The following is a 22,039-nucleotide window of genomic DNA, read 5'->3' as shown; positions in this document are numbered from 1 at the left end:
GGTTTTTATTTTTAAACAAATTGATTCTTATTGATTTTCGGTCAATGGTATTGGGAATTGTGCCCATACATCATCGGCCGGTCTATCCAATGGTAACTCTCCAAGTTTGTTATATCTTCTCATGTCGATCCAACGATGACCTTCCCCGTAAAGAGAGTATCTTCTTTGATTCAACATTTCGTTTACCAATGAAGCAGTATCTACAGCCCCAACATAAGGACCTAAGTTAGCGCTTGCTCTAATAATATTAAGTGCATTGACAGCTTCACCCGGATTTACGGTAATGTTAGCTTCTGCATACAACAATATTAGTTCTTCATTTCGAACAATAGCAATAGGATCGTTGTTAGAATTGTAAAGTAAAACTACGAAATCACCTGTTAAACCATCCAGTGTAATCGGACCGTCCAGTTGTGCAATTTTATTCAGCCTACTATCTCCTGCTTCCGCATCGGTAATAAAATCAGGCTGAACAACTCTTGCCTGAGCAGCAGAAGATCCACCTACCGTAATAAACATAGGGTTTGGAAAATCTGTTTGCTCTTCTGAGAAGGTATAATAAACTCCCTCGTCAAGATTACTGCCGTTTAAGCTAAAGAAAGACTCATTTAATGCAGAAAGTACTGCAGAAGCATTCCCTTGGTACGCAGCTACACGTGCTGCGATAGCTCGGTTAAACTGTCTAAATGAACTTGGTGTATCGAATCCAGAAAAACCGGAAGACAAAATAAATGGAAAAGCACTTCCACCACTTGATAGATCGCTTGCCCCAGAGGATAACATACTGCTAATAGCCGCTAATGCATCATTTTTGGAAACAAATGGTCCTAAATTATTCTCATCGGCCACATCCACACGAATACCATTTTCGTAGGTTAGGTTCAAATTAAGAAGTAATTCATACGCAATAAAGGTTTTTAACAATCCTTTGGTTGCAGCAATTTCAGCGGTCGTAAACTGTCCGGAAAGATCTTGTCCATCCAAGAACTCCAGAATAAGGTTTGCGTTCTTTACTGATCTGTATCGATCGGCCCATGGTCCTGTGATATAAAAGGTATTATTATCAAGAACGGAGTTGTCCCCACCTAATAGATCGGTTGTAAAACGCGGATCGGAACCGGAAAATCTCCAATATTCCCTTCCAATTACACCACAATCATCAAAGTATGTACCTAATCGCGATCGAGTACTATACAATACTCCAGCGACGAGATCTTGTAAATCTCCTCTAGTAAGGTTTTGGTCAAATGCATCTACCTCTGGACTATTCAGGTCAGAGAATTCTTCAACATTACAGGCAACAAAAGTTGACATTGCAATGGCTAAGAAAAGTATTTTATATATGTGTTTTTTCATAATAATTATTTTTAGAAATTAATACCCAGGTGAAACAAAATTCTTTTCGATGAAGGGAATGGTGTTACTTCAACACCTGTAAATATGGTTCCTCCACCAAAGTTAGATACTTCAGGGTCGTAACTGTTATAATCGAATATGTTGATTAAGTTGGTTCCGGACACACCTAGTTTAATTGCGTCTATATTCCCGCCAATAATACCGGACAATAATCTATCCGGAAGGCTGTAGTATAAGCCTAGCTCACGTAAACGTAAATAGGAAGCATCTTCAACAAAAACTTCGGCTGAAGAACCCAACTGACTCAAACGATAGTCACCATTACCCAATACTCCATCGGGATCCAAGGCAACATCATCGTAATCATGAGTTGTTCCATTTAAATCGGACAATAACGTTGTTAAATTAACATTGTCTCCACCTTTTTTCCAGTGCCATAAGAAAGTCAGCTGAAGTGATTTGTAGTTAAGACTGTTGTTAAACGACATTTGGAAATCTGCTTCAGAATCACCAAATTTTTGAAATCCGTTGTCTCCAGGATTAGGTCCAATCCCTACAATTTGTGTAGCACTTGATCCTTCCTCAATTCGGTAAGTCCCAAGGGTAGCCCCAAATGCACCCACATTAAATGGCTCTACATCTAAACGTGTAATTTCAGATCGGTTCTGGAAGAAATTAACTCCAAGATCCCATTGGAAATCATCGGTCATAACCGGTGTAGTATTAAGTGATATTTCAATCCCTTTATTTTGAAGTTCTCCGGCATTCACAAACTCAGTTGTAAATCCTGTTGAAGGCTCAAGGGAAGCACGAAGAATTAAATCATCAATTGTTTTGATGTAATAGGTCCCGGATAGACTTAATCGGTTATTAAAAAACGCGATGTCCGTTCCAAATTCTAATTCTTTCTGTCTTTCAGACTTTAATGTCTTATCTCCACGAATACCAATTAAACTGATTCCTAACAAACCGTCTGTTGTAAAGGCATTATAGGAGGTGAATAGTGCTCCAAATGGAGGGAAGTTCCCTGCTTCACCGTAAGCGGCACGAAGCTTAAACTGATTCCATTTAGATCCATCACTCCAAAATCCGAATTCGTTCAAATTAACAGCTAAAGATCCTTTTGGATAATAGTTTAATTTGTTAGCATCACCATTATTCGAGGACTTATCACCACGCACCCCGAAGGTTGCAATAAATTTGTCCTGGAAATTAATTTCTTCTTGTACAAAAAATCCGGAATCTTCTTGTCTTAAACGAGTTTGATTTACTCCGGTATTTGCTGCCTGATCCACATTTGTTTCAGAGGCAACCAAACCTGTAGCAGAAATTAATTGAGTGTTTTGATCAAAAAATTCGTTTGTCAAACCTGCCTGTGTTCTAAAGGAAATATCACTGGCAGTATTGAAGTTGTGAACTAAGAACGCCGATAAGTTGTAGTTCTTATTTTGTGTTTCACCTTGTACCGAAACTCCGTTTAAACCTCCGTTTGAAAGTTTTTGAAACTGAAGCGCCTTAGGGAATATAGCACGAGATTGTTGACCGTAAAAGTCAACTCCCCCTCTAAGGATTAATTCAAGACTGGAATTATCTGCCTTGTAAATATCCAAATTCGCAGAACCTCCCATAATAATACGGTTCACTGTTTCTCTGTTCGTTACAAGATCTCTTGTCTGTAAAGGGTTTGATGCCCCTGAAGGGTTATCAGGATAAACACCGTTTGCATCGGGGAATAACTGTAACCATGGTGTGGTTCCCGTTAAGGTAACCCCAATGGTTGTTCCCGAGTTATCGTTATTAAAGAAGCCTCTATCCGATCTTGAATAAATATAGTTAGTACTTAACGACAATTTTAAATAATCTGTCGCCTTGTGGTCAAGATTCAATCGCAATGATGTCTTTTCGTATCCGGTTCTATTTACAATACCTTGTTCGTTATTGTGGCTTACACCGGCATAAAACTTAGACTTAACATCACCACCACTCATACTAAAATTGGTGTTGCTTAAAAATCCTTTTTCACCATAGATTTCTTTTTCGTAATCTATCAATCTACCTTCATTTCTTGCAGCAACAAATTGTGCAACTGCTGCTTCCCCAAAGGTGTCACGAACTCTTTGTTCGTTATAGTCTCTGAGACCTAATAAATTAATAGCCTCAGTCCATCCGGTTGACTGATTAAATTTAAACAGAGTTTCTCCGGCCTTACCTCTTTTAGTCGTAATAATAACCACCCCTGCTGCTGCACGAGATCCGTAGATTGCTGCTGCTGAAGCTCCTTTAAGAATTTCAATATTAGCAATATCTTCAGGGTTAATATCCGCAATACGATTGGTAGGGTTATCTTGGTTAGAAGCACTTCCTCCGGCTGCTGCTGCAGACACTAAATTAAGTCCGGGTTGTATAGAAGAGTTATCTACATAAACTCCGTCAATAATATAAAGAGGTGAGGTATTTCCTTGCAGAGATGTCGCTCCACGAAGTTTAATGGAAAGTCCACCTCCGGGTGCTCCGGAGTTAGCATTTACAACAGCTCCGGCAAATTTACCGTATAAAGCACCGTCCAAAGTTGGGGGTGGTGTTGTACCTACAAGTTCCTCGGCTGAAATCGACGCAACGGCATTCGCCGAATTCGATCTCTTAATGGAAGTTGCCAAACCTGTCACTACAACCTCGCTTAAAGCTTCAGCCGATTCGGCCAAAGTTATGTTCATAGGGGATGCATTGTTTGCGGTTTGCTCGATAGTTTCATAACCTAAAGAGGAAAATACCAACGTTGCGGGTAAGCTCGCAACCGAAATCGAAAAATTTCCATCAATATCTGTTGTTGTTCCATTGGTGGTGCCTTTTTCAATTACATTGGCGAAGGGAACTGTAGTCCCGTTGGGATCACTAATTTTTCCTGTAAGTGTTGTCTGTGCAAACACAAAACATGGAAAAAGGAATAGTAAAAGCAGGAGTCTCCTACTATTAGAGTTTTTTTGTTTCATAGTTAATAGTTTTGATTGTTGACCCGAAGGTACTAAAGATTTATCAATATTTTAACCATTACATAAGATTCGCCCATAAATTTTTAACAAAAAGTTCAGTATCACATGACTAAAGTTTAATTTTTTCAATGGTAAACTCGCTAATCTTACTAAATTTGCACCTTCTTGTAGGTGATTACAGGAATTAATATTCTAAGAGAAAAATGTATAGAACGCATTCTAATGGCGAATTAAGAGCCATACATATAAACAAAACCGTGACTCTTTCAGGTTGGGTACAAAAAACAAGGAATAAAGGGTTTATGATTTGGGTCGATTTGAGGGATCGGTATGGAGTTACACAACTCATATTTGACGATGAGAGAACTTCTAAATCTGTCATGGAAATCGCTTCGAAATTAGGCCGGGAATTTGTGATTCAAGTAACAGGAACAGTGATTGAGCGAGAATCTAAAAATCCTAATATGCCTACCGGAGATATTGAGATATTAGTTTCGGAAGTTACCGTCTTAAACGAATCTCTCACCCCTCCATTTACCATCGAAAACGAAACAGACGGAGGTGAAGATTTACGCATGAAATACCGCTATCTCGATATTCGAAGAAAACCGGTTCGCGAGAACTTAATATTTCGCCATAAAGTTACCATGGCGGTTCGTAATTATTTATCTGAAAAAAGTTTCGTGGAAGTGGAAACGCCCTATCTAATTAAGTCAACTCCCGAAGGAGCCCGTGACTTTGTGGTGCCCTCTCGGATGAATGCAGGACAATTTTATGCGCTCCCTCAATCCCCGCAAACCTTTAAGCAATTGCTAATGGTAGGTGGAATGGACAAATACTTTCAAATTGTAAAATGTTTCCGGGATGAAGACTTGCGCGCCGACAGACAGCCCGAATTTACCCAAATAGACTGCGAAATGGCCTTTGTGGAACAGGAAGACATTTTAAATACTTTTGAAGGGCTTACACGCCACTTGTTGCAGGAGATAAACGGAGTTACTTTATCTGCTTTCCCGCGAATGACCTACGATGAAGCGATGAAAAAATACGGGAACGACAAACCCGATATTCGATTTGGAATGGAATTTGGAGAACTTAACGAGGTAGCACAGCACAAAGATTTCAGTGTTTTCAATCAGGCAGAATTGGTGGTTGCAATTTCAGTCCCGGGAGGTAATTCTTTTACCCGTAAGGAAATTGATTCCTTGATAGACTGGGTAAAGCGACCTCAAGTGGGAGCACTCGGTATGGTCTATTGTCGCTGTAATGAAGATGGAACCTATAAATCTTCAGTAGACAAATTCTACGATGCAAATGATTTGGCTAAATGGGCCGAAGTTACCGATGCCAAACCCGGAGACCTAATATGTGTTTTATCCGGTAATGCAAACAAAGTACGTGCACAACTTAGTGCATTGCGTATGGAGTTGGCCGAAAAACTCGGTTTGCGCAATCCCAAAGAATTTGCTCCTTTATGGGTGGTCGATTTCCCTTTGTTGGAATGGGACGAAGAAACCAACCGTTTTCACGCCATGCACCATCCATTTACGTCTCCAAAACCGGGGCAATTGGAGTTGTTGGCTACAAATCCCGGTGCTGTGAAAGCGAATGCCTACGACTTGGTGTTAAACGGTAATGAAATTGGCGGCGGATCTATTCGAATTCACGACAAAGAAACACAAGCCTTGATGTTCGACTATCTAGGATTTACACCTACTGAAGCAAAGGCGCAATTTGGCTTTTTAATGGATGCTTTTCAATATGGGGCGCCTCCGCATGGTGGAATTGCCTTTGGATTGGACAGATTGGTGGCTATTTTGGGCGGACAAGAAACCATACGCGATTTTATTGCCTTCCCCAAAAACAATTCGGGACGCGATGTAATGATCGATGCGCCGGCACCATTAGATAAAACGCAACTCGAGGAATTAAGCTTACAACTCAACTTAAAATCGTAACTTTAAAATCCTGCTTTTTGCGGGATTTTTTATACCCAGCTTAATGCCTGCACCGAAACGTACATTACTTACCAAATTTCTTATCTGGCGATTAAAGCATGTCTCGCACAAACAGTTTATTTTTATAATAAGTATTGTTGTTGGTTTTCTTTCCGGATTGGTCGCCGTTCTTATTAAAAACGGAACTCACTTTATTCAATTGCTACTGGAAGGGAAATTGATTCGGGAATATCACAATGCCTTTTATTTTATTTTCCCGCTAATTGGTTTAACCATTACCTATTTCATTTTAAAATATGTGGTTCGCAATCAGCCAACACAGGGTATTCCTGCTACCCTGTTTGCAATTTCAAAGAGAAAAGGGATAATGAGGCCCTTTCAGATGTTTGGAAGCCTAATCGCTGCGCCAATTACAGTAGGTTTTGGAGGATCTGTAGGACTTGAAGGTCCGACGGTAGCTACCGGAGCCGCCATCAGTTCGAATTTGTCGAGGATGTTGCATATGAATCAGGCAACGAGAACCCTTTTAATAGGTTGTGCGGCAGCCGGAGCCATGTCTTCTATTTTTAAGGCGCCTATTGCTGCTATTATTTTTGCGGTGGAGGTATTTAGTCTCGATCTTACCTTGATATCGCTTATTCCATTGTTATTGGCTTCGGTTTCGGCGCTAATCACTTCCTACTTCTTCTTCGGAGATGATATTTTACTGCCGTTTAGCATTGAAGATGATTTTTTACTGAAAGACATTCCGCTATACATACTTCTTGGTATAGTAGCAGGTTTTGTCTCCATCTATTTTACTGAAACCTACGAACGCTTTCAGAAATTTTTCGAAAAAATCGGCTCCCCGGTCAAACGACTGATAATTGGAGGATTGGGAATTGGAATTCTGGTCTATTTTATTCCGCCTTTATACGGTGAAGGTTTCGACGTAATTAACAACCTGGTACAAGGTAATCCCGAAAAAGCATTGGAAAATAATATCCTGCAAGTAGACCTCAACAATGTTTGGATGCTCATTGCACTTTTGGGAGGTTTGGTCTTGTTTAAAGTAATTGCCAGTGCGCTCACTTTCGGTGCCGGTGGTGTGGGTGGCATCTTTGCACCCACTTTGTTTATGGGAAGCATCATGGGATATTGTTTGGCAAAAATTATTAATAACATAGGAATACTCGCAAATCCTGTTTCGGAAAGTAATTTCACACTGGTGGGAATGACGGGACTCATGGCCGGGGTATTGCATGCACCCTTGACGGCGATCTTTTTAATTGCTGAAGTGACCGGAGGATACGAATTGTTTCTGCCGTTAATGATTACGGCGGCAATTTCATTCTCCATAACCAAATACTTTGTACCACATTCTGTTTATGCCATGGAATTGGGGCGAAAAGGCGAACTAATTACTCATAACAAGGATCATGCAGTGTTAACACTTATGGATATAAAGTCGGTAGTGGAACAAAATTTTATAGTCCTGCATCCCGAAATGACCTTAGGAGAAATAGTTCATGAAGCTGTTGTAAAATCGAATAGAAACATTTTTCCCGTTGTCAACAAAGAAACAGAAGAGCTGGAGGGGATTATTTTATTGGACGACTTGCGCCCTGTAATGTTCGATCAAAGCTTATACAAAGAAGTTATTGCTAGAGATTTAATGCAAAATCCCCTGCAATTATTATTTTAGGGGCAGGTAAAATGACCGAAGTGATGAAAAAATTTCAGGACACGGGAGCCTGGAACCTTCCTGTAACATCCGAAGGCAAATATTTCGGTTTTGTTTCGAAATCGAAGTTGCTAACCGCATACAGACGTAAACTAATTGACTTTTCAGGAAAATAAAAAATGAAATACTTTCTTACTTTATTACTAATTGCCGCCATAATAGGAAGCTGTATTGGATTCTATATTAGAACTGAAGATCCAAAAACGGGTGAGTTCTTAATTGGCATTTCCATAGCGGTAACATTTTTTATTACCATGCCTGTATTTATCTACCATCGTTGGAAAAATCGAAGTGTAAAAGATTATATGCTCACTCGCGAAAATATTGAAAAAATGAAGGACTATAGCAGAGACAAGAAGCTATAAGTCAACCTGCTTTTCAAAAAAAAGTGAACCCTGCCCGTTTTTTGAGGACAGAAATTAAGTACATTTGTTCTTTATTAATTTATTTTTAATTACAATGGAAGGAACAGTAAAGTTTTTTAACGAATCGAAAGGTTTCGGATTTATTACAAATGACGAAACCGGAAAAGACATCTTTGTACACGTAACCGGTCTTAATGGCGAAGCCCTTAACGAAGGTGACAAGGTAGAATATGTTGAAGAGGAAGGACGAAAAGGAATGGTTGCCGCTCAGGTGCGTGTGATCCACGACTAAGATATATATCTTAACTACTGACCACAAAAAACCCGCTGCAATTCGCAGCGGGTTTTTAGTTAATTCAAATTTCGCTTCTCGATAAAAAATTGTTTAATTAACTGCGATGCTTCTTCCTCCATTATACCTCCCGTCATTTTGGTTTTGGGATGTAGTTGTGTTTTCATCGCAATGCATCCCCGCTGATCATCTCTGGCTCCATAAATAATGTTTGAAATCTGACTCCAAAACAAAGCGCCGGCGCACATTTGGCAAGGCTCTAAAGTAACATACAAAGTACAATCAATTAGATATTTTCCCCCTAAATAATTTGCCGCTGCAGTAATGGCTTGCATTTCGGCGTGGGCAGTCACATCGTTTAATGTTTCGGTAAGGTTGTGTGCCCTGGCTATAATTTGATTGTTAACAACAATAACGGCGCCTATTGGCACCTCTCCTTTTTCATAGGCCGCCTCGGCCTCCTGCAAGGCACGTTTCATAAAATAAGTATCGTCGAATGGATTCAATAAACTCATAAACTCAAATATACAAAAGCAAAATGTATCTTTGCAGCGTGTCAAAAAAGATATTAGACAACATAGAATTTCCTGAAGACCTTCGCCAGTTAGAGGCTAGGGAACTTCCTTTATTGGCCAAAGAGTTGCGTGATTTTATCATCAATATTGTTGCAGTAAAAGAAGGACATCTGGGGGCTAGTTTGGGGGTGGTAGAGTTAACCCTTGCCTTGCATTATGTATTTAATACTCCCGAAGATATTGTTGTTTGGGATGTGGGTCATCAAGCCTACGGACATAAAATTCTAACCGGCAGAAAGGATCTTTTTCACACCAATCGAAGACTGGATGGCATCAGTGGTTTTCCAAAAATAACCGAAAGTAAGTACGATGCTTTTGGTACCGGCCATAGCAGTACAGCAATTTCGGCGACGCTGGGAATGGCAATTGCCGCCCAATTATCGGGCATTGATGCCAGACAACACATTGCTGTGGTTGGTGACGCATCCATTGCGAGCGGAATGGCCTTTGAAGCCCTAAATCATGCCGGAGTAACCAACACTAATATTTTGGTGATTTTAAATGACAATGCCATTGGTATTGACCCAAGCGTTGGTGCTCTCAAAGCATATTTTACAAAAGTAAACTTAGACGGAGCGCCCGACACCGACAATATCTTTGAAGCCTTGAATTTTAATTATTCGGGGCCGGTCGATGGTCATAATTTAGAGGAATTAATTTCAGAATTAAATCGTTTAAAACAACTTAATGGTCCAAAACTACTGCATGTAATTACTAAGAAGGGGAAAGGATTACGACAAGCCGAAGAGAATCAGGTAACCTATCACGCTCCGGGAAAATTTGATGCAGAGACAGGTGAGTTGTTACCAAAAAGCAATGGAATATTTCCTCCCAAATTTCAGGATGTGTTTGGAAAAACCATTGTTGAGCTGGCTTTAAAAAATGAAAAAATTGTTGGGATTACTCCCGCCATGCCTACTGGGAGTTCCTTAAAATATTTTATGGATGCCTTCCCCAACCGAGCCTTTGACGTTGGTATCGCCGAACAACACGCAGTTACCTTTGCAGCAGGACTAGCCACACAAGGGCTTTATGTATTCTGTAACATTTACTCAACCTTTTTACAACGGGCTTACGATCAGGTTATACACGATGTATGCCTTCAAAAGCTTCCGGTTATCTTTTGCTTAGATCGAGCGGGTCTTGTGGGTGAAGATGGAGCAACACATCACGGTATTTTTGACATTGCTTATTTACGGTGCATCCCGAATCTCATCATCTTTGCCCCTCGAAATGAAATAGAACTAAGAAATATATTATATACCGCTCAACTAGGACTCCCTTTACCCATTGCAATTCGTTATCCTCGAGGGAGAGGAAATATTATTGACTGGAAACAACCTTTTTCAGAAATTAAAATTGGAGAAGGAACACTTCTTAAAGAAGGCAAATCTATTGCTGTGTTAACTCTAGGTACGATGGCTACAAATACATTGGAAGCGATTGCATTACTTTCAAAAGAGGAAAAAGTGTCTTGTTACGATATGCGTTTCGTAAAGCCGCTTGATGAACGTCTATTGCATACAATTTTTAAAAAATACACAATCATAGTTACTGTTGAAGACGGAGTTGCTTCGGGCGGATTTGGAAGTAGTATTGCCGAATTTTCGGTGAGGCATAAATACACAAATCGGATTGAAATTCTGGGACTTCCCGATGTATTTCCGGAGCATGGAACGGTAAATGAATTACAAGAGTTAGCAGGAATTTCTTCCGAAAAAATAGCCCAACTTCTTCAAAATCTTATATAAAAAAAGGAGGCTTTAGTAAGCCTCCTTTTCTATTAAAATTAAAATTGCTACTGTATTATTCAATAACAATTTTGGCATTGTGAACATAATTCACACCATCAATTTGTACAATGTACATTCCTGTACTAAGGTTTGTAACATTGATTGATACAGTCCCGTTTAAGGCTGTGTTCTGTGAATATACTTTTCTACCGTTCAGATCGAAGATAGAAATTGTTACATCACCTGCATCTATGACAGACTTTATATTAAGGTTACCATTAGAAGGGTTTGGATAGATAACAAAGTTATTGTCCAGCGAATTGTCAGTAACTCCTAATAGACAACCCGGAGATGTAGGAACATCATACGCTTCTACTCCATCTGATGTACTATTGGATGAACCTTGACTTGCACTAAGACCAAGACCTCTTCTTGCAAAAGCATCCCAAATTAAACACTGGTTTGCACCTGCGTTATTGATTATATCTGCTTGAAGAATCGCATCTCTTCCATCGACAAACCCCGGGCTACAAGGCTGTAGTTTCATCCCGTCTGTTACTAATTGCAATGCAATATTGTTTCCTCCGGTTCCATTGTAGATATCAGAATCCCATCCATATACATCGATTAAATCCCAAGTCATTTCCCAAAGCATGGTTGCCCATACAAATCCGACACCATGCGGCACCGAAACGTTTCCGTTAACATCGGCGTACGTATAATCATTAACTCCGAAATCAGTACTGTAAGGAGCTTCTCTAATTCCGTTCGGATTTCCGGAAGCGTAAGAAGCCATTCCGCGAATATCTCCCTCCTGATCTCCGGGTTGCATGGTCATAACTAATCCTATATAGTCACTCCATCCTTCACCCATCTGTTCTGCATTTTGCAAACAGCCTGCAGCTCCCGGACCACCTGTAAGTCTGTTAGAAATACCATGGCCATATTCGTGCACAACTATTTCGTTATCAAGATCTCCGTCAATATTTGGTGGAACAAGTGCTCCATTAATAGTTCCGTTGACCGTATTTAGAGCTAATAATTCGGCAATAATAGCCTCCCCATCAATATTGTTTATCATGAAAACAGGAATTGTAACGGAAGCACCAACGGCACCACCTCCCATAAGGATAGTAGCACCTGCCACATTATTAACAATAATAACGGCTACGGCGCCTGCATTTTGCGCAGCAAGTGATTTAAATCCAAATTCACATTCGCCTCGGCGTATAACAACAATTTTTCCGTTTAAGGCTCCTCCGTTGGTAATATTATCACATCCGTCGTTTGGATCGGTAGAAACTCCTGCATCGTCATCTTCTATAACCACTAAATCTTCTGTTAATGGAGCGGGTAAAAATGGCCCTCCAAATCCTGCTGGATGTCCTTCGTAACTACCCGCCAAAGGCCCGTTATTAATTGTTAACAAACCTGGCACCGCCCCTGTCGATCCTGTCCAAATATACATCTGCATTCTTGGGTTCTGTCCGTCTGGTGGAGTCGCAAAGTTTGCGTTGTTTGTCCCACCGCCGTCCTGAGCGTCGGCATTTACGGAGTCACTTCCAAGACCACCGTTACCATAATTATTCTCTTGAAAATTTCCACTCAGCTCATCGAAACCATACTGATACATTACATCGTGAATGATGTTATTCCAATAAAATAAATTGGTAATAGAACCATCAAGAAATGCCTGTGGAGGTTGCGGCAAACCAAACGGAAAATCGAATACCAAAGGAACTCCTCCGTCGGGAGAATATCCAGTGCCATTATTATTGTTCTGGTCTTCTTGCGCCCAAACATTATTCCCTCTTGTTATGGTGAACTCGGCCCCGGCTGCACCATCGGTATCGTGCCATCCAAAAGGAGAAGCTATAGCATCATCAGGACTATTTTCTAAAGTGTCCGGGCCATTATCCGGATTTCTTAATGGCATCGCAAAAACGCGATACTGAGCTCCTCCGGCCGTAGCTACTTCTCCTGCTGCTTCTTCTCCAAATAAAATACTTTTGGAAGAAGTTTCATGAGAATGCACTACGTCACCAAAATCACAGCTCGACACCCAATCGTTGGTGTCCAATAAGGCTCCGGTTAAAGCATCAATTCGAACACTATAATAATGTGTAGCGTTCAATAAATAAATACTTAAATCCCATGCCAAAATTAATTGGTCGGTTTCTGTATAATGATATACCAATTTTACAGGAATGTTTTCCAGGGAGATTGTTCCATTAGAGAATACATAACTGTTATTCGAGGATTCCAATAATTCAAGATTAGAAGGACTGGATAGACCCAATGCCGTCGTCGCTTTGCTTATGGCATCTAACGCCGAAATACCCGGATTTATAGTATTTACCTTTGTTGAAATACTTGGAATGAAGCCTCGACTGGCATATACTACCTGATTATTTTTAACCGCGAAACTTGCAACCGAATTGAAAATTTCGATTCCTTGGTAGTTTTGCGATACGTATACAGTATGTGCCTGCATGCTCTTCGAAAAACTTTGAGAATTAATTGTAATGTCCTCAAAATCTTGCGGTTGTAATCCTAGCTGAGCGCGATTACTGTTTAAGTAGGAGCTAATCACTCCCGTGAAATCTTGCGCCCCGGCAATCGAAACCGCCAAAAACGCAAACAAGTAAAGAATTTTTTTCATAATTTTTTATTGTAGATTAATAATTTAAAAAGGCCTAGGAAATATGGCTTGAAAGCCGGTAAGCAATTTTAGTTCGAACGTTAAAATTACCTTAAAAAATAATAATTATCTAATTTAAAATCAATTTTTTGGTCAGAAAGTGGCTTTCTAAAGATTACCCTTAATCTTATTAAATATCTGCAATGCATTCCCATCGGTAAGTCCCGAAATAAAACTACAACATTCCATAATATAGCCATAGACTGAAATATCCTTACCGAAAGTGCTTTTGAAATTTTTTACAATTAAGGTGTCGTAGTGGGTTGCCCGGTTGTGATGCTCGTTTTCGAAGGCCGAAGTATACGCCGCTAAGAGGGTAGATAAAATTGTATATCCGGCAATTTCCTTTTCCACAACCTCATCACTGTTGTATACTTTTTCAATACTTATTTTTATGATATCCTTAATTTGAGCCTTGTACTTGCTTTTATCCAACAAGGATTCCTTAAAAGTGCCTTCTAATATTTCACTTTCATATTGAAGAAAAATTGCGGCTGCTTCCGAAATTAAGGTGTTTATTGCAAGAGACCTTAAATAAGCCAACCTGTCTGAAGCTACTTTCAAACTATTATACTTCGTCGTGTTGATGTTGTCTTTCACCAATTTAATTAAATACTCCAGTGCAAACTCTTCATCTATTAATCCCAGATTTATACCATCTTCAAAATCGATTATGGTATAGCAAATATCGTCGGCGGCTTCTACAAGAAAGGCTAAAGGGTGTCTGTGATACCGAAGCTCTTTTTTATTCCCTAGTGATAGTAAGCCTAATTCGATGGCTACTTCCTTAAAAAATGCCGTTTCAGATTGAAACACGCCATATTTTTTATCGGCTATGTGATTGGTGGGTTTTTTGGGCAAAGACTCTTTGGGATACTTCATAAACGCACCCAGCGTAGCATAGGAAAGTCGCAGGCCACCGTCTACTCCGTTTTTAGATTCAGTTAAAATCTTAAAACCGTTGGCATTTCCTTCAAAATCCACCAGATCCTGATATTCCTTCGCAGTCAACTGTTCTTTAAACCGTTTTCCGTCTCCATTTAAAAAATAATCCCCAATTGCCTTCTCTCCACTATGGCCAAAAGGAGGATTTCCAATATCATGTGCCAAACACGCTGCTGCCACAATTGCGCCAAAATCATTGAAATGATGTCCGTGTACTTTTTGTAATTGCGGATGCTTCTCTATAATGGATTTCCCAACAATACGCCCCAAAGAACGACCCACCACCGAAACTTCCAAACTATGGGTTAAACGTGTATGCACAAACGAGGTTTTAGACAAGGGAATTACCTGTGTCTTGTCTTGCAAACTTCTAAACGCCGAAGAAAAAATTACACGGTCGTAGTCTACTTCAAAACCCAAACGTGTTTCATCTTGTTCAATTCGTAATCGCTTATTGGTATCGCCTTGACGGCGTAGCGAGAGGAGCTGTTCCCACTGCATCATAGTATGTAATTTAAAATGCAAGATACTATTTTCAAAAAGTTAATCAATAGAAAACTTAAGGTTAAGAGAATAACATTTAGTTAACCTGAATTTGACAAACCCTTAAACCGAGAGTAACAGAAACTTTACAGTTGCCTCCTTTCTTTGTGCAAGAAATTAAAGTTAAAAATGAAACAGAATATTACCTTATTACTCATAGCGTTTACCACGCTCCTTTCGGCACAAGAAACCGGCTCAATTGTAGGTAAACTTACCGATAAAGACTACAATAACAATCCCCTTCCTTTTGCGAACGTCCTTATTAAAGGAACCACTATAGGCACAACATCCGATGATAACGGACTGTATGCCATCGAAAATCTTGCAGCAGGCGTTTATACTGTAACCTGTAGTTTCGTAGGATATGAAACCGTAGAAATTAACAATGTAAAAGTTGAAAGCGGAAAAGTAACCGAAGTGCATGTGCCGCTTGGTGCCAGCGCAGCTGCATTGGATGAGGTGGTTATAAAAACGACCTCCAAAAGAGAAAGTGTGATAGCCCTTCTTTTAGAGCAAAAAAATGCAGCCATTATAAAGCAAAGTATAGGCGCCGAAGAATTATCACAAAAAGGTGTAAGTGATGCTGCCGGGGCTATAACTAAGATTTCGGGAATTTCACGACAGGAAGGCGGCACAAATGTATATGTGCGTGGTTTGGGAGACCGATACCTCAACACAACCTATAACGGTCTCACGCTTCCGTCAAATAACATAGAAAAGAAGAACATAGATCTACAACTGTTTTCTTCAGATATTATTCAAAATGTTTCTGTGAGTAAGGCTTACGCAACCGAATTCTATGGGGATTTTGCCGCCGGAAATGTAAATATCCTGGCTAAGGATGCTACGTCAAAATCATTTTTAGATGTCAGTATAGGTTCCGGGACCAACTCCCGTGCCGGAGAAAAAGAGTTTGTGAAAGGAGAAGGGATTGGCTACTTCGGATTTTACAATCGGTATAACAACAACCCTTTTGCTGTAATTCTATCACACGGAGTAGATCCGGTAAGTACAGGAGAACCCTTGGCTTTCGAAGGAACTATTTCAGGAAATGCATCTTTAAAACTAAAAGACACTTCAAGATTAAGTTTGTTTTTTACGGCTTCCTTCGAAAATGATTTTGAATATCGCAACGGACAGGCGGTAGATTTTACAACAGTAGAGAAAAAGCGATTTCCTTCAGCCGAAGAATACGAGTATTCTACTACAACAAACGCCATGACAAACCTAAAATATTCCATAAACAACAATCATACATTACGAATTAATTCTTTGTTCATTAACAATGCTTCCAACGAAGTAGGATATTACGGTATTGATGGTAAAGGTTCTAACAGAGATGCCATTCTGGATACCGACAAAGGTTTTTACCAGATGAATGCACAGTTTACGCAGGATATGATTTTTGTAAATCAGTTGACCGGTTTACACAAAATAGACGACCAATTTGAAATAGATTGGGGTATAGGTCACAATTCGGTCTTTTCACGGCAACCGGACAGAAAACGCTTCAGCGTTGAACGATACGACCTTGCCTTAGACAATGATCCGGCAACGCTTCCTTCTTTCTACAACAATATTCCGTATGACAATCAGCGGTACTTTCAGAATATAAAAGACGAGGAACTTAACAGTCGATTCAATGTCGCTTATGACGCCTCTTCAAGCCTGAAATTCAATTTCGGCTACAATGGAAGAACCAAAGAACGCCAATTTAATAATATACGCTATGGGTATGATTTTATTCAGCCGAATACTCCTGTGGTAGACATTAATAACCTCAACGAGATATTTAAAGTTGAAAATCTGGGTGTAGTTTACAATACCGAGGTGTTTAACGCAATTTACCCTGAAGGCGGCATCGACAACACCAACTATCCCGGGCGTTATGAAAATACATATACCGGAAACCTGGATATTCATGCAGGTTACATAAATGCTGAAATTTCAGCAGGAGAAAAATGGTTGTTAGTTCCGGGTTTCAGAATTGAATCCTTCGATCAGGAAATCGTGTACGATGTAATAAATCTGCCATCTTCCGATGCCGGATTTAGAGCGACCAATAAAAATTTCTACTTGCCGAGTTTCAGTGTTACCTATCGTCTTACCGATTCCCAGAATTTAAGGTTTGCTGCGAGTAAAACCGTCTCCTTTCCCGAATTTAAAGAAGTAGCGCCATTTGTTTACGAAGATGTTACACAACGTGTAGGTGGAAATCCGGATTTACTAAACGACCCTTCTTTTTCGGAAATATACAATCTCGATCTTAAATACGAATGGTTCTTCGGAAAGGGAGAGATACTATCGCTGGCCGGATTTGCAAAGCAAATTAACGACCCCATCAACAAGGTAATTGCCAACGATGCAACCGGAACGCAGCGTTATTTCAGAACAGGTGAGAAAGCCGAAGTAGTTGGCGGGGAAATAGAATTGCGTAAAGCCATTCTGGTTGGACAAGACAGTGCGCCTGAATTATCCGTGGGCTTCAACGCAACCTATATGTTTACGCGTCAGGATTTAAAAGATTCCAACGGATTATTTTCGACCACTTTCAACAAAGAGGAAGAAGAATTACAAGGAGCCTCTCCCTTATTACTCAACGCAGACATTAGCTACAGGCCGATTCTTGGAACATACAAACCGATGGTGAATCTGGTATACTCCTATTTCTCGGACCGAATAGACGCCATTGGATCGGGACAGTTGGGAAATATTATTGAAAAACAAGTGTCTTCCCTGGATTTTGTATGGAAGAACAGCCTAAGTGATTCTCTGGAAATTAATGCCAGTGCAAAAAACTTATTAGACCCAAGCATCGAAAGAATACGCGAAAATACTTCTCAAGGGGATGTAATACTCTCTCAATATAAAAGAGGAATAGACCTCGCGGTACAATTGAAATATACTTTTTAAAACGAATCGAAAATTAATTAATACGAAAACAAATGAAAACTAATTACCTATTTTTTAGCCTTACAATTATAGCGATGTTATTCGCTTCTTGTCAAGCAGATGACACAGCAGATATTGTTATAAATGATAACAGTAGCAATACAACCAATAACAATTCGGGTGGAAATGACACCGGATCCAATATTGTGGAAATTGGAGGTACAAAAACAACCGATTTCACATTGGAAACCGATACCGAATACGTGTTGACCGAAGCCTTGATTATGACCGAAGGCACCATACTTACCATTCCTCCGGGAACTGTAATAAAAGCAAACGCAGGAGCCGATGTGTATGTGGCAATCGCTCAAGGGGCAACTATTATTGCTGAAGGAACCTCCAGCAATCCAATTGTTTTTACATCGAATGTTGCTACGCCAAATGCAGGCGACTGGGGTGGTCTTATTTTATTAGGAAGAGCTCCAATTAACTCTGTAGCTGGAGGAGAAGCTACTTCAACCTCTGAAATTGGCGGATTACCTTATGGTGGTAGCCATACAGATGACAACTCGGGGATTCTTCGCTATGTACGTGTTGAATTTTCCGGCGGAAGTGCGGATGCTTCTTCTGAAAATAACGGATTCTCATTCTACGGAGTTGGAAACGGAACTGTAGTTGAATACATTCAGGCATTTGAAGGTAAGGACGACGGAATTGAATTCTTTGGGGGAACAGTAAACGCTAGTTTTATTTCTGTAATTGGTGCGCAGGATGATTCAGTGGATTGGACCGAAGGTTTCTCGGGAACATTGAGTAATGTTTACATAGAACACGGCATTCAGCATGACAAAGGAATTGAAGCAGATGGATTTAATACAGACATAGGGAACAATTCTTCTCCCTTATTCTTTTCGAAACCAACCGTTAACAACGTTGTAATAATAGGAAGAGGCTCTGCCACCGAAAATGAAGCAATTCGCCTTAGAGCAGGAACACAAGGATTGTTTAACAACATTCTTATCGTTGGATTTGAAGAAGGATTCGATTTGGACGGAGATACAGGTGACAGTCCAACAGGCCAAGGAGTATTGGATGGAGATCTTACTGTGAGTGATGTCTCATTTGTTGATGTCATTGTTCCCCTAAAAAACGATACCGGATATAATTTTTCGATAGAGCAGTTCATTTCTGGTGAAGGGAACGGCACCGGAACCGACTATGCCAGCTGGAAAAACGGTTGGACACGCAACTAATTTTATTGAATTGCCAGCACATACTTTATAAATCGTTTAGTTTTTGTCAACTGGATTTAAAAGGTGAGGCTGCCCAATTGGGCAGCCTCTTTATGTATTAGTAAATAATTAATTATAATTTTTAGTCATTGAAGCCGGGTAGTTCATCTTCAAAAACGACACTTCCATTGCCAATATCGTACATGGCACCAACAATCATAATCTCATTATTTTTTTCCATTTCATTCAAAATAGGGCTCTGCTTCCTAATTTGCTCTAAAGCAAAAGCAACATTTTTGGTAGCCACTGCATCTACAAAATCTGAATTTTTTGAGTTTCTGAGACTTTCGTCTTTAGGCTCATGAACGGCATCTACCGCCGGCTCTATTTTACTCAGTAAGGTTGTAAGATTTCCCAAGCGCGCTTTATCACAAGCTCCTTTTACGGCTCCACAGCTTGTGTGTCCCAATACGACGATTAGTTTTGTTCCGGCCAATTTACATGCAAACTCCATGCTTCCCAGTATGTCTTCATTGACAAAATTTCCGGCAATTCGAATACTGAAAATATCTCCTAACCCTTGATTGAAAACCAGCTCTGCCGATACCCGGCTGTCTATACAACTCAATATTGTGGCAAAGGGAAATTGTCCGTCTTCGGTTTCATTAACCTGCTGTAATAAATTTCTATTTGCACTTAGGTTGTTTTGAAATCGGGCATTCCCTTCTTTCAAAAATTGCAACGCCTTTTGTGGGGTCATCGTTGCCTGTGTTTCTCTTGTATGTACTATCATATTTTTGTTTTTTTATCACTCCTATCGGAGCATATCATTTTATTAATATTTATTCTTTACGTTTTCATTAATCCAATTCAAACATTCCCTGAAGTTTTTAAATAATCGTTCATGAGGCACTAAGTCCGGGATAATGTCAATGCGTTCCAACATGTATTTTGGTTGTTCTAATACATTTACCATCAACACCTTTATATTTCGTCTGGACAAATCAATCAGTACATCTTCCATCGCATACAGGCCAGATTGGTCTATATACTGCATTCTACCCATTCGGATAATAACGGCCGATGCTGTTTCGGGAATTTGGGTTGCCAGTTGCTGAAAATCGCTGGTGGAGCCAAAAAACAATGGTCCTTTTATATGTTTGATGAAAACCTCTTCTTTTAAAGCCTGCGGAAAAGCATGTTCATCCTCCCAGGCCTTTTCCTTCAGCAATGATTTTACATCGGAACGTTCGGCTGTAAGGTCTCCCATTTTTTTCATAAACATTAAAGAAGCAATTACCAGTCCTACTCCAACCGCATAGACTAAATTCCAAACAGAGGATAAAACTAAAACCACCAACATTATAACAACCTCCGGTTTGGGCATATAAGGCATAGCCTTTAAGCCTTTGTAATCCATTACTCCTATCCCAACCGTAATAAGAATTCCTGCCAAAACCGCAGCCGGAATTTTAGAAGCTACCGGTCCTAAGGATAATAAAATTACCAGTAATAAAACGCCGGCGAACATTCCTGATAAGCGGGTCTTTCCTCCCGACTTTATATTCACGACTGTTCTAATAGTCGCTCCGGCTCCGGGAATACCTCCGAACATTGCACCAATACTGTTTCCAATACCCTGTCCTATCAGCTCCTTATTTGGCTTGTGTTTGGTTTTTGTCATATTATCGGCTACAACAGAGGTTAGTAACGAATCGATTGCTCCCAACAATGCCAGCGTTAGCGCCGTGAATATATAGGGTGTAATTTCCGCCAAACTAAAGCCGGTTATAATTTCAAAATTTGGAATTGGCAATCCGCTCGGGATTTCTTCAATGGGCTTGTAGTCTAAATTAAATCCGAATGCTATCCCGGACATCACCACCAATGCAACCAAAGTACTTGGAACAGCTTTTGTTATAAATTTAAACCCATAAATAAGGAGAATGGTTCCTAATGCTAAAAGGAGTTCAAGCCAGTTAATATTTTGCAGTGCTTTTGGCATGGTTTTGATTGCCCCAATAACCCCTGATGATTCGGAGGCTGCCAATGTTTGGGATTCCTTTAAAATTTCGGCTTCACTAATACTTTCGGCCCTTTGTATAGTCTCCTTGAAATCTTCAAGCACTAAAATTCCCTCTCCTGCCTCTTCACTCAAGATTGAATTGAGTAGCACCTCTTCCGCCTGTGGCTTGAATTCATTGACATATTCAAGATCTTCCTTGGGATAATACCCTAAGGCAGGAAGTATTTGTGTTATAAGAATGATAATACCGATGGCCGTCATAAAGCCTGAAACTACGGGATACGGAATGTATTTTATATACTTCCCGAAACCCAGAAATCCAATACCAATTTGGAAAATACCGGCAAGCAAAAACACGGTTAATATGATAGGTAATGCCTTATTTAAATCCCCGTCATTAACGGCTAGAATACTTGCAATCAATACCATACTCACCGCCGTCATTGGCGCGGTAGGTCCCGATATTTGTGTGTTTGTGCCTCCAAAAAGAGCTGCAAAAAAGCTTACAAAGATTGCTCCGTAAAGTCCGGCACTTGGACCTAATCCGGAGCTTACACCAAAGGCTAATGCAAGTGGTAGTGCGACAATTCCAGCGGTAATACCTCCAAAAAGATCTCCGCGAAAGTGTGTAAAATCGAATATTTTTTTCATTGAAATTAATTAAAAATGAATTGTCGGCCAATATGTGAATATTGACTGAATTGTAAA

At 40.0% G+C, this 22,039-nt stretch carries 13 protein-coding genes and 1 pseudogene; 7 read left to right on the top strand and 7 right to left on the bottom strand.

The window, feature by feature from the left end; all coding sequences use genetic code 11:
* Positions 1-27: 27 nt before the first annotated feature.
* On the bottom strand, positions 28-1,197 hold the full coding sequence (locus ATE92_RS06490) for a RagB/SusD family nutrient uptake outer membrane protein (protein ID WP_232729124.1): 1,170 nt from the start codon (positions 1,195-1,197) through the stop codon (positions 28-30).
* 170 nt (positions 1,198-1,367) lie between these two features.
* Positions 1,368-4,346 carry a SusC/RagA family TonB-linked outer membrane protein gene (locus tag ATE92_RS06485; RefSeq protein ID WP_100802927.1) on the bottom strand — a complete coding sequence of 993 codons (2,979 nt, stop codon included), beginning with the start codon at positions 4,344-4,346 and terminating at the stop codon, positions 1,368-1,370.
* 203 nt (positions 4,347-4,549) lie between these two features.
* Between ATE92_RS06485 and aspS the strand changes: the two genes are divergently transcribed.
* From aspS to ATE92_RS06465, 4 genes and pseudogenes are all read left to right on the top strand, one after another.
* The gene (aspS, locus tag ATE92_RS06480) at positions 4,550-6,304 is read left to right on the top strand and encodes an aspartate--tRNA ligase (protein WP_100802926.1); all 1,755 of its coding nucleotides are present in this window, start codon (positions 4,550-4,552) and stop codon (positions 6,302-6,304) included.
* Positions 6,305-6,347: 43 nt separating this feature from the next.
* Positions 6,348-8,143: pseudogene (locus ATE92_RS06475) on the top strand (chloride channel protein).
* A gap of 3 nt (positions 8,144-8,146) precedes the next feature.
* Positions 8,147-8,392, top strand: coding sequence for a hypothetical protein (locus ATE92_RS06470; RefSeq protein WP_100802925.1), 246 nt, complete (start codon positions 8,147-8,149; stop codon positions 8,390-8,392).
* Between the two features lie 94 nt (positions 8,393-8,486).
* Entirely contained in the window at positions 8,487-8,684 is a 198-nt protein-coding gene (locus ATE92_RS06465; RefSeq protein ID WP_045078898.1) for a cold-shock protein, read from the top strand.
* Positions 8,685-8,743: 59 nt separating this feature from the next.
* Here ATE92_RS06465 and ATE92_RS06460 read toward each other — a convergent pair whose 3' ends face one another.
* Complete coding sequence (locus ATE92_RS06460; RefSeq protein WP_100802924.1) at positions 8,744-9,199, bottom strand: nucleoside deaminase; 456 nt, start codon at positions 9,197-9,199, stop codon at positions 8,744-8,746.
* Positions 9,200-9,237: 38 nt separating this feature from the next.
* Here ATE92_RS06460 and dxs point away from each other — a divergent pair, with 38 nt between their 5' ends.
* Positions 9,238-11,010, top strand: coding sequence for a 1-deoxy-D-xylulose-5-phosphate synthase (dxs, locus tag ATE92_RS06455; protein ID WP_100802923.1), 1,773 nt, complete (start codon positions 9,238-9,240; stop codon positions 11,008-11,010).
* 55 nt (positions 11,011-11,065) lie between these two features.
* On the opposite strand, the gene ATE92_RS06450 is transcribed toward dxs, so the two are convergent.
* Together ATE92_RS06450 and dgt are read right to left on the bottom strand one after the other, a co-directional pair.
* Positions 11,066-13,654 carry a T9SS-dependent M36 family metallopeptidase gene (locus ATE92_RS06450; RefSeq protein WP_100802922.1) on the bottom strand — a complete coding sequence of 863 codons (2,589 nt, stop codon included), beginning with the start codon at positions 13,652-13,654 and terminating at the stop codon, positions 11,066-11,068.
* 147 nt (positions 13,655-13,801) lie between these two features.
* Positions 13,802-15,139, bottom strand: a complete 1,338-nt coding sequence (gene dgt, locus ATE92_RS06445; RefSeq protein ID WP_100804376.1) for a dGTP triphosphohydrolase — start codon at positions 15,137-15,139, stop codon at positions 13,802-13,804.
* Between the two features lie 171 nt (positions 15,140-15,310).
* Here dgt and ATE92_RS06440 point away from each other — a divergent pair, with 171 nt between their 5' ends.
* Entirely contained in the window at positions 15,311-18,094 is a 2,784-nt protein-coding gene (locus ATE92_RS06440; protein WP_100802921.1) for a TonB-dependent receptor, read from the top strand.
* Positions 18,095-18,126: 32 nt separating this feature from the next.
* A complete protein-coding gene (locus tag ATE92_RS06435; RefSeq protein ID WP_100802920.1) occupies positions 18,127-19,326 on the top strand; it encodes a multidrug transporter in 1,200 nt (399 codons plus the stop codon).
* Positions 19,327-19,447: 121 nt separating this feature from the next.
* Here ATE92_RS06435 and ATE92_RS06430 read toward each other — a convergent pair whose 3' ends face one another.
* Positions 19,448-20,098 carry a carbonic anhydrase family protein gene (locus ATE92_RS06430; protein WP_100802919.1) on the bottom strand — a complete coding sequence of 217 codons (651 nt, stop codon included), beginning with the start codon at positions 20,096-20,098 and terminating at the stop codon, positions 19,448-19,450.
* Positions 20,099-20,140: 42 nt separating this feature from the next.
* Positions 20,141-21,982 carry a SulP family inorganic anion transporter gene (locus ATE92_RS06425; RefSeq protein ID WP_100802918.1) on the bottom strand — a complete coding sequence of 614 codons (1,842 nt, stop codon included), beginning with the start codon at positions 21,980-21,982 and terminating at the stop codon, positions 20,141-20,143.
* Positions 21,983-22,039: the final 57 nt, after the last annotated feature.

The sequence above is a fragment of the Ulvibacter sp. MAR_2010_11 genome, from assembly GCF_002813135.1.
Lineage (GTDB): Bacteria > Bacteroidota > Bacteroidia > Flavobacteriales > Flavobacteriaceae > Altibacter.
Note: the sequence above shows the minus strand (reverse complement) of the source record. Positions and strands in the feature narration are given on the sequence as shown.

Bases quoted from the DNA above. Each gene is read 5' to 3' on its own strand.
- ATE92_RS06440 (WP_100802921.1), top strand. From the start codon at position 15,311: ATGAAACAGAATATTACCTTATTACTCATAGCGTTTACCACGCTCCTT.
- ATE92_RS06485 (WP_100802927.1), bottom strand. From the start codon at position 4,346: ATGAAACAAAAAAACTCTAATAGTAGGAGACTCCTGCTTTTACTATTC.
- ATE92_RS06460 (WP_100802924.1), bottom strand. From the start codon at position 9,199: ATGAGTTTATTGAATCCATTCGACGATACTTATTTTATGAAACGTGCC.
- ATE92_RS06435 (WP_100802920.1), top strand. From the start codon at position 18,127: ATGAAAACTAATTACCTATTTTTTAGCCTTACAATTATAGCGATGTTA.
- ATE92_RS06450 (WP_100802922.1), bottom strand. From the start codon at position 13,654: ATGAAAAAAATTCTTTACTTGTTTGCGTTTTTGGCGGTTTCGATTGCC.
- ATE92_RS06425 (WP_100802918.1), bottom strand. From the start codon at position 21,982: ATGAAAAAAATATTCGATTTTACACACTTTCGCGGAGATCTTTTTGGA.
- ATE92_RS06470 (WP_100802925.1), top strand. From the start codon at position 8,147: ATGAAATACTTTCTTACTTTATTACTAATTGCCGCCATAATAGGAAGC.
- dgt (WP_100804376.1), bottom strand. From the start codon at position 15,139: ATGCAGTGGGAACAGCTCCTCTCGCTACGCCGTCAAGGCGATACCAAT.
- ATE92_RS06465 (WP_045078898.1), top strand. From the start codon at position 8,487: ATGGAAGGAACAGTAAAGTTTTTTAACGAATCGAAAGGTTTCGGATTT.
- ATE92_RS06430 (WP_100802919.1), bottom strand. From the start codon at position 20,098: ATGATAGTACATACAAGAGAAACACAGGCAACGATGACCCCACAAAAG.
- aspS (WP_100802926.1), top strand. From the start codon at position 4,550: ATGTATAGAACGCATTCTAATGGCGAATTAAGAGCCATACATATAAAC.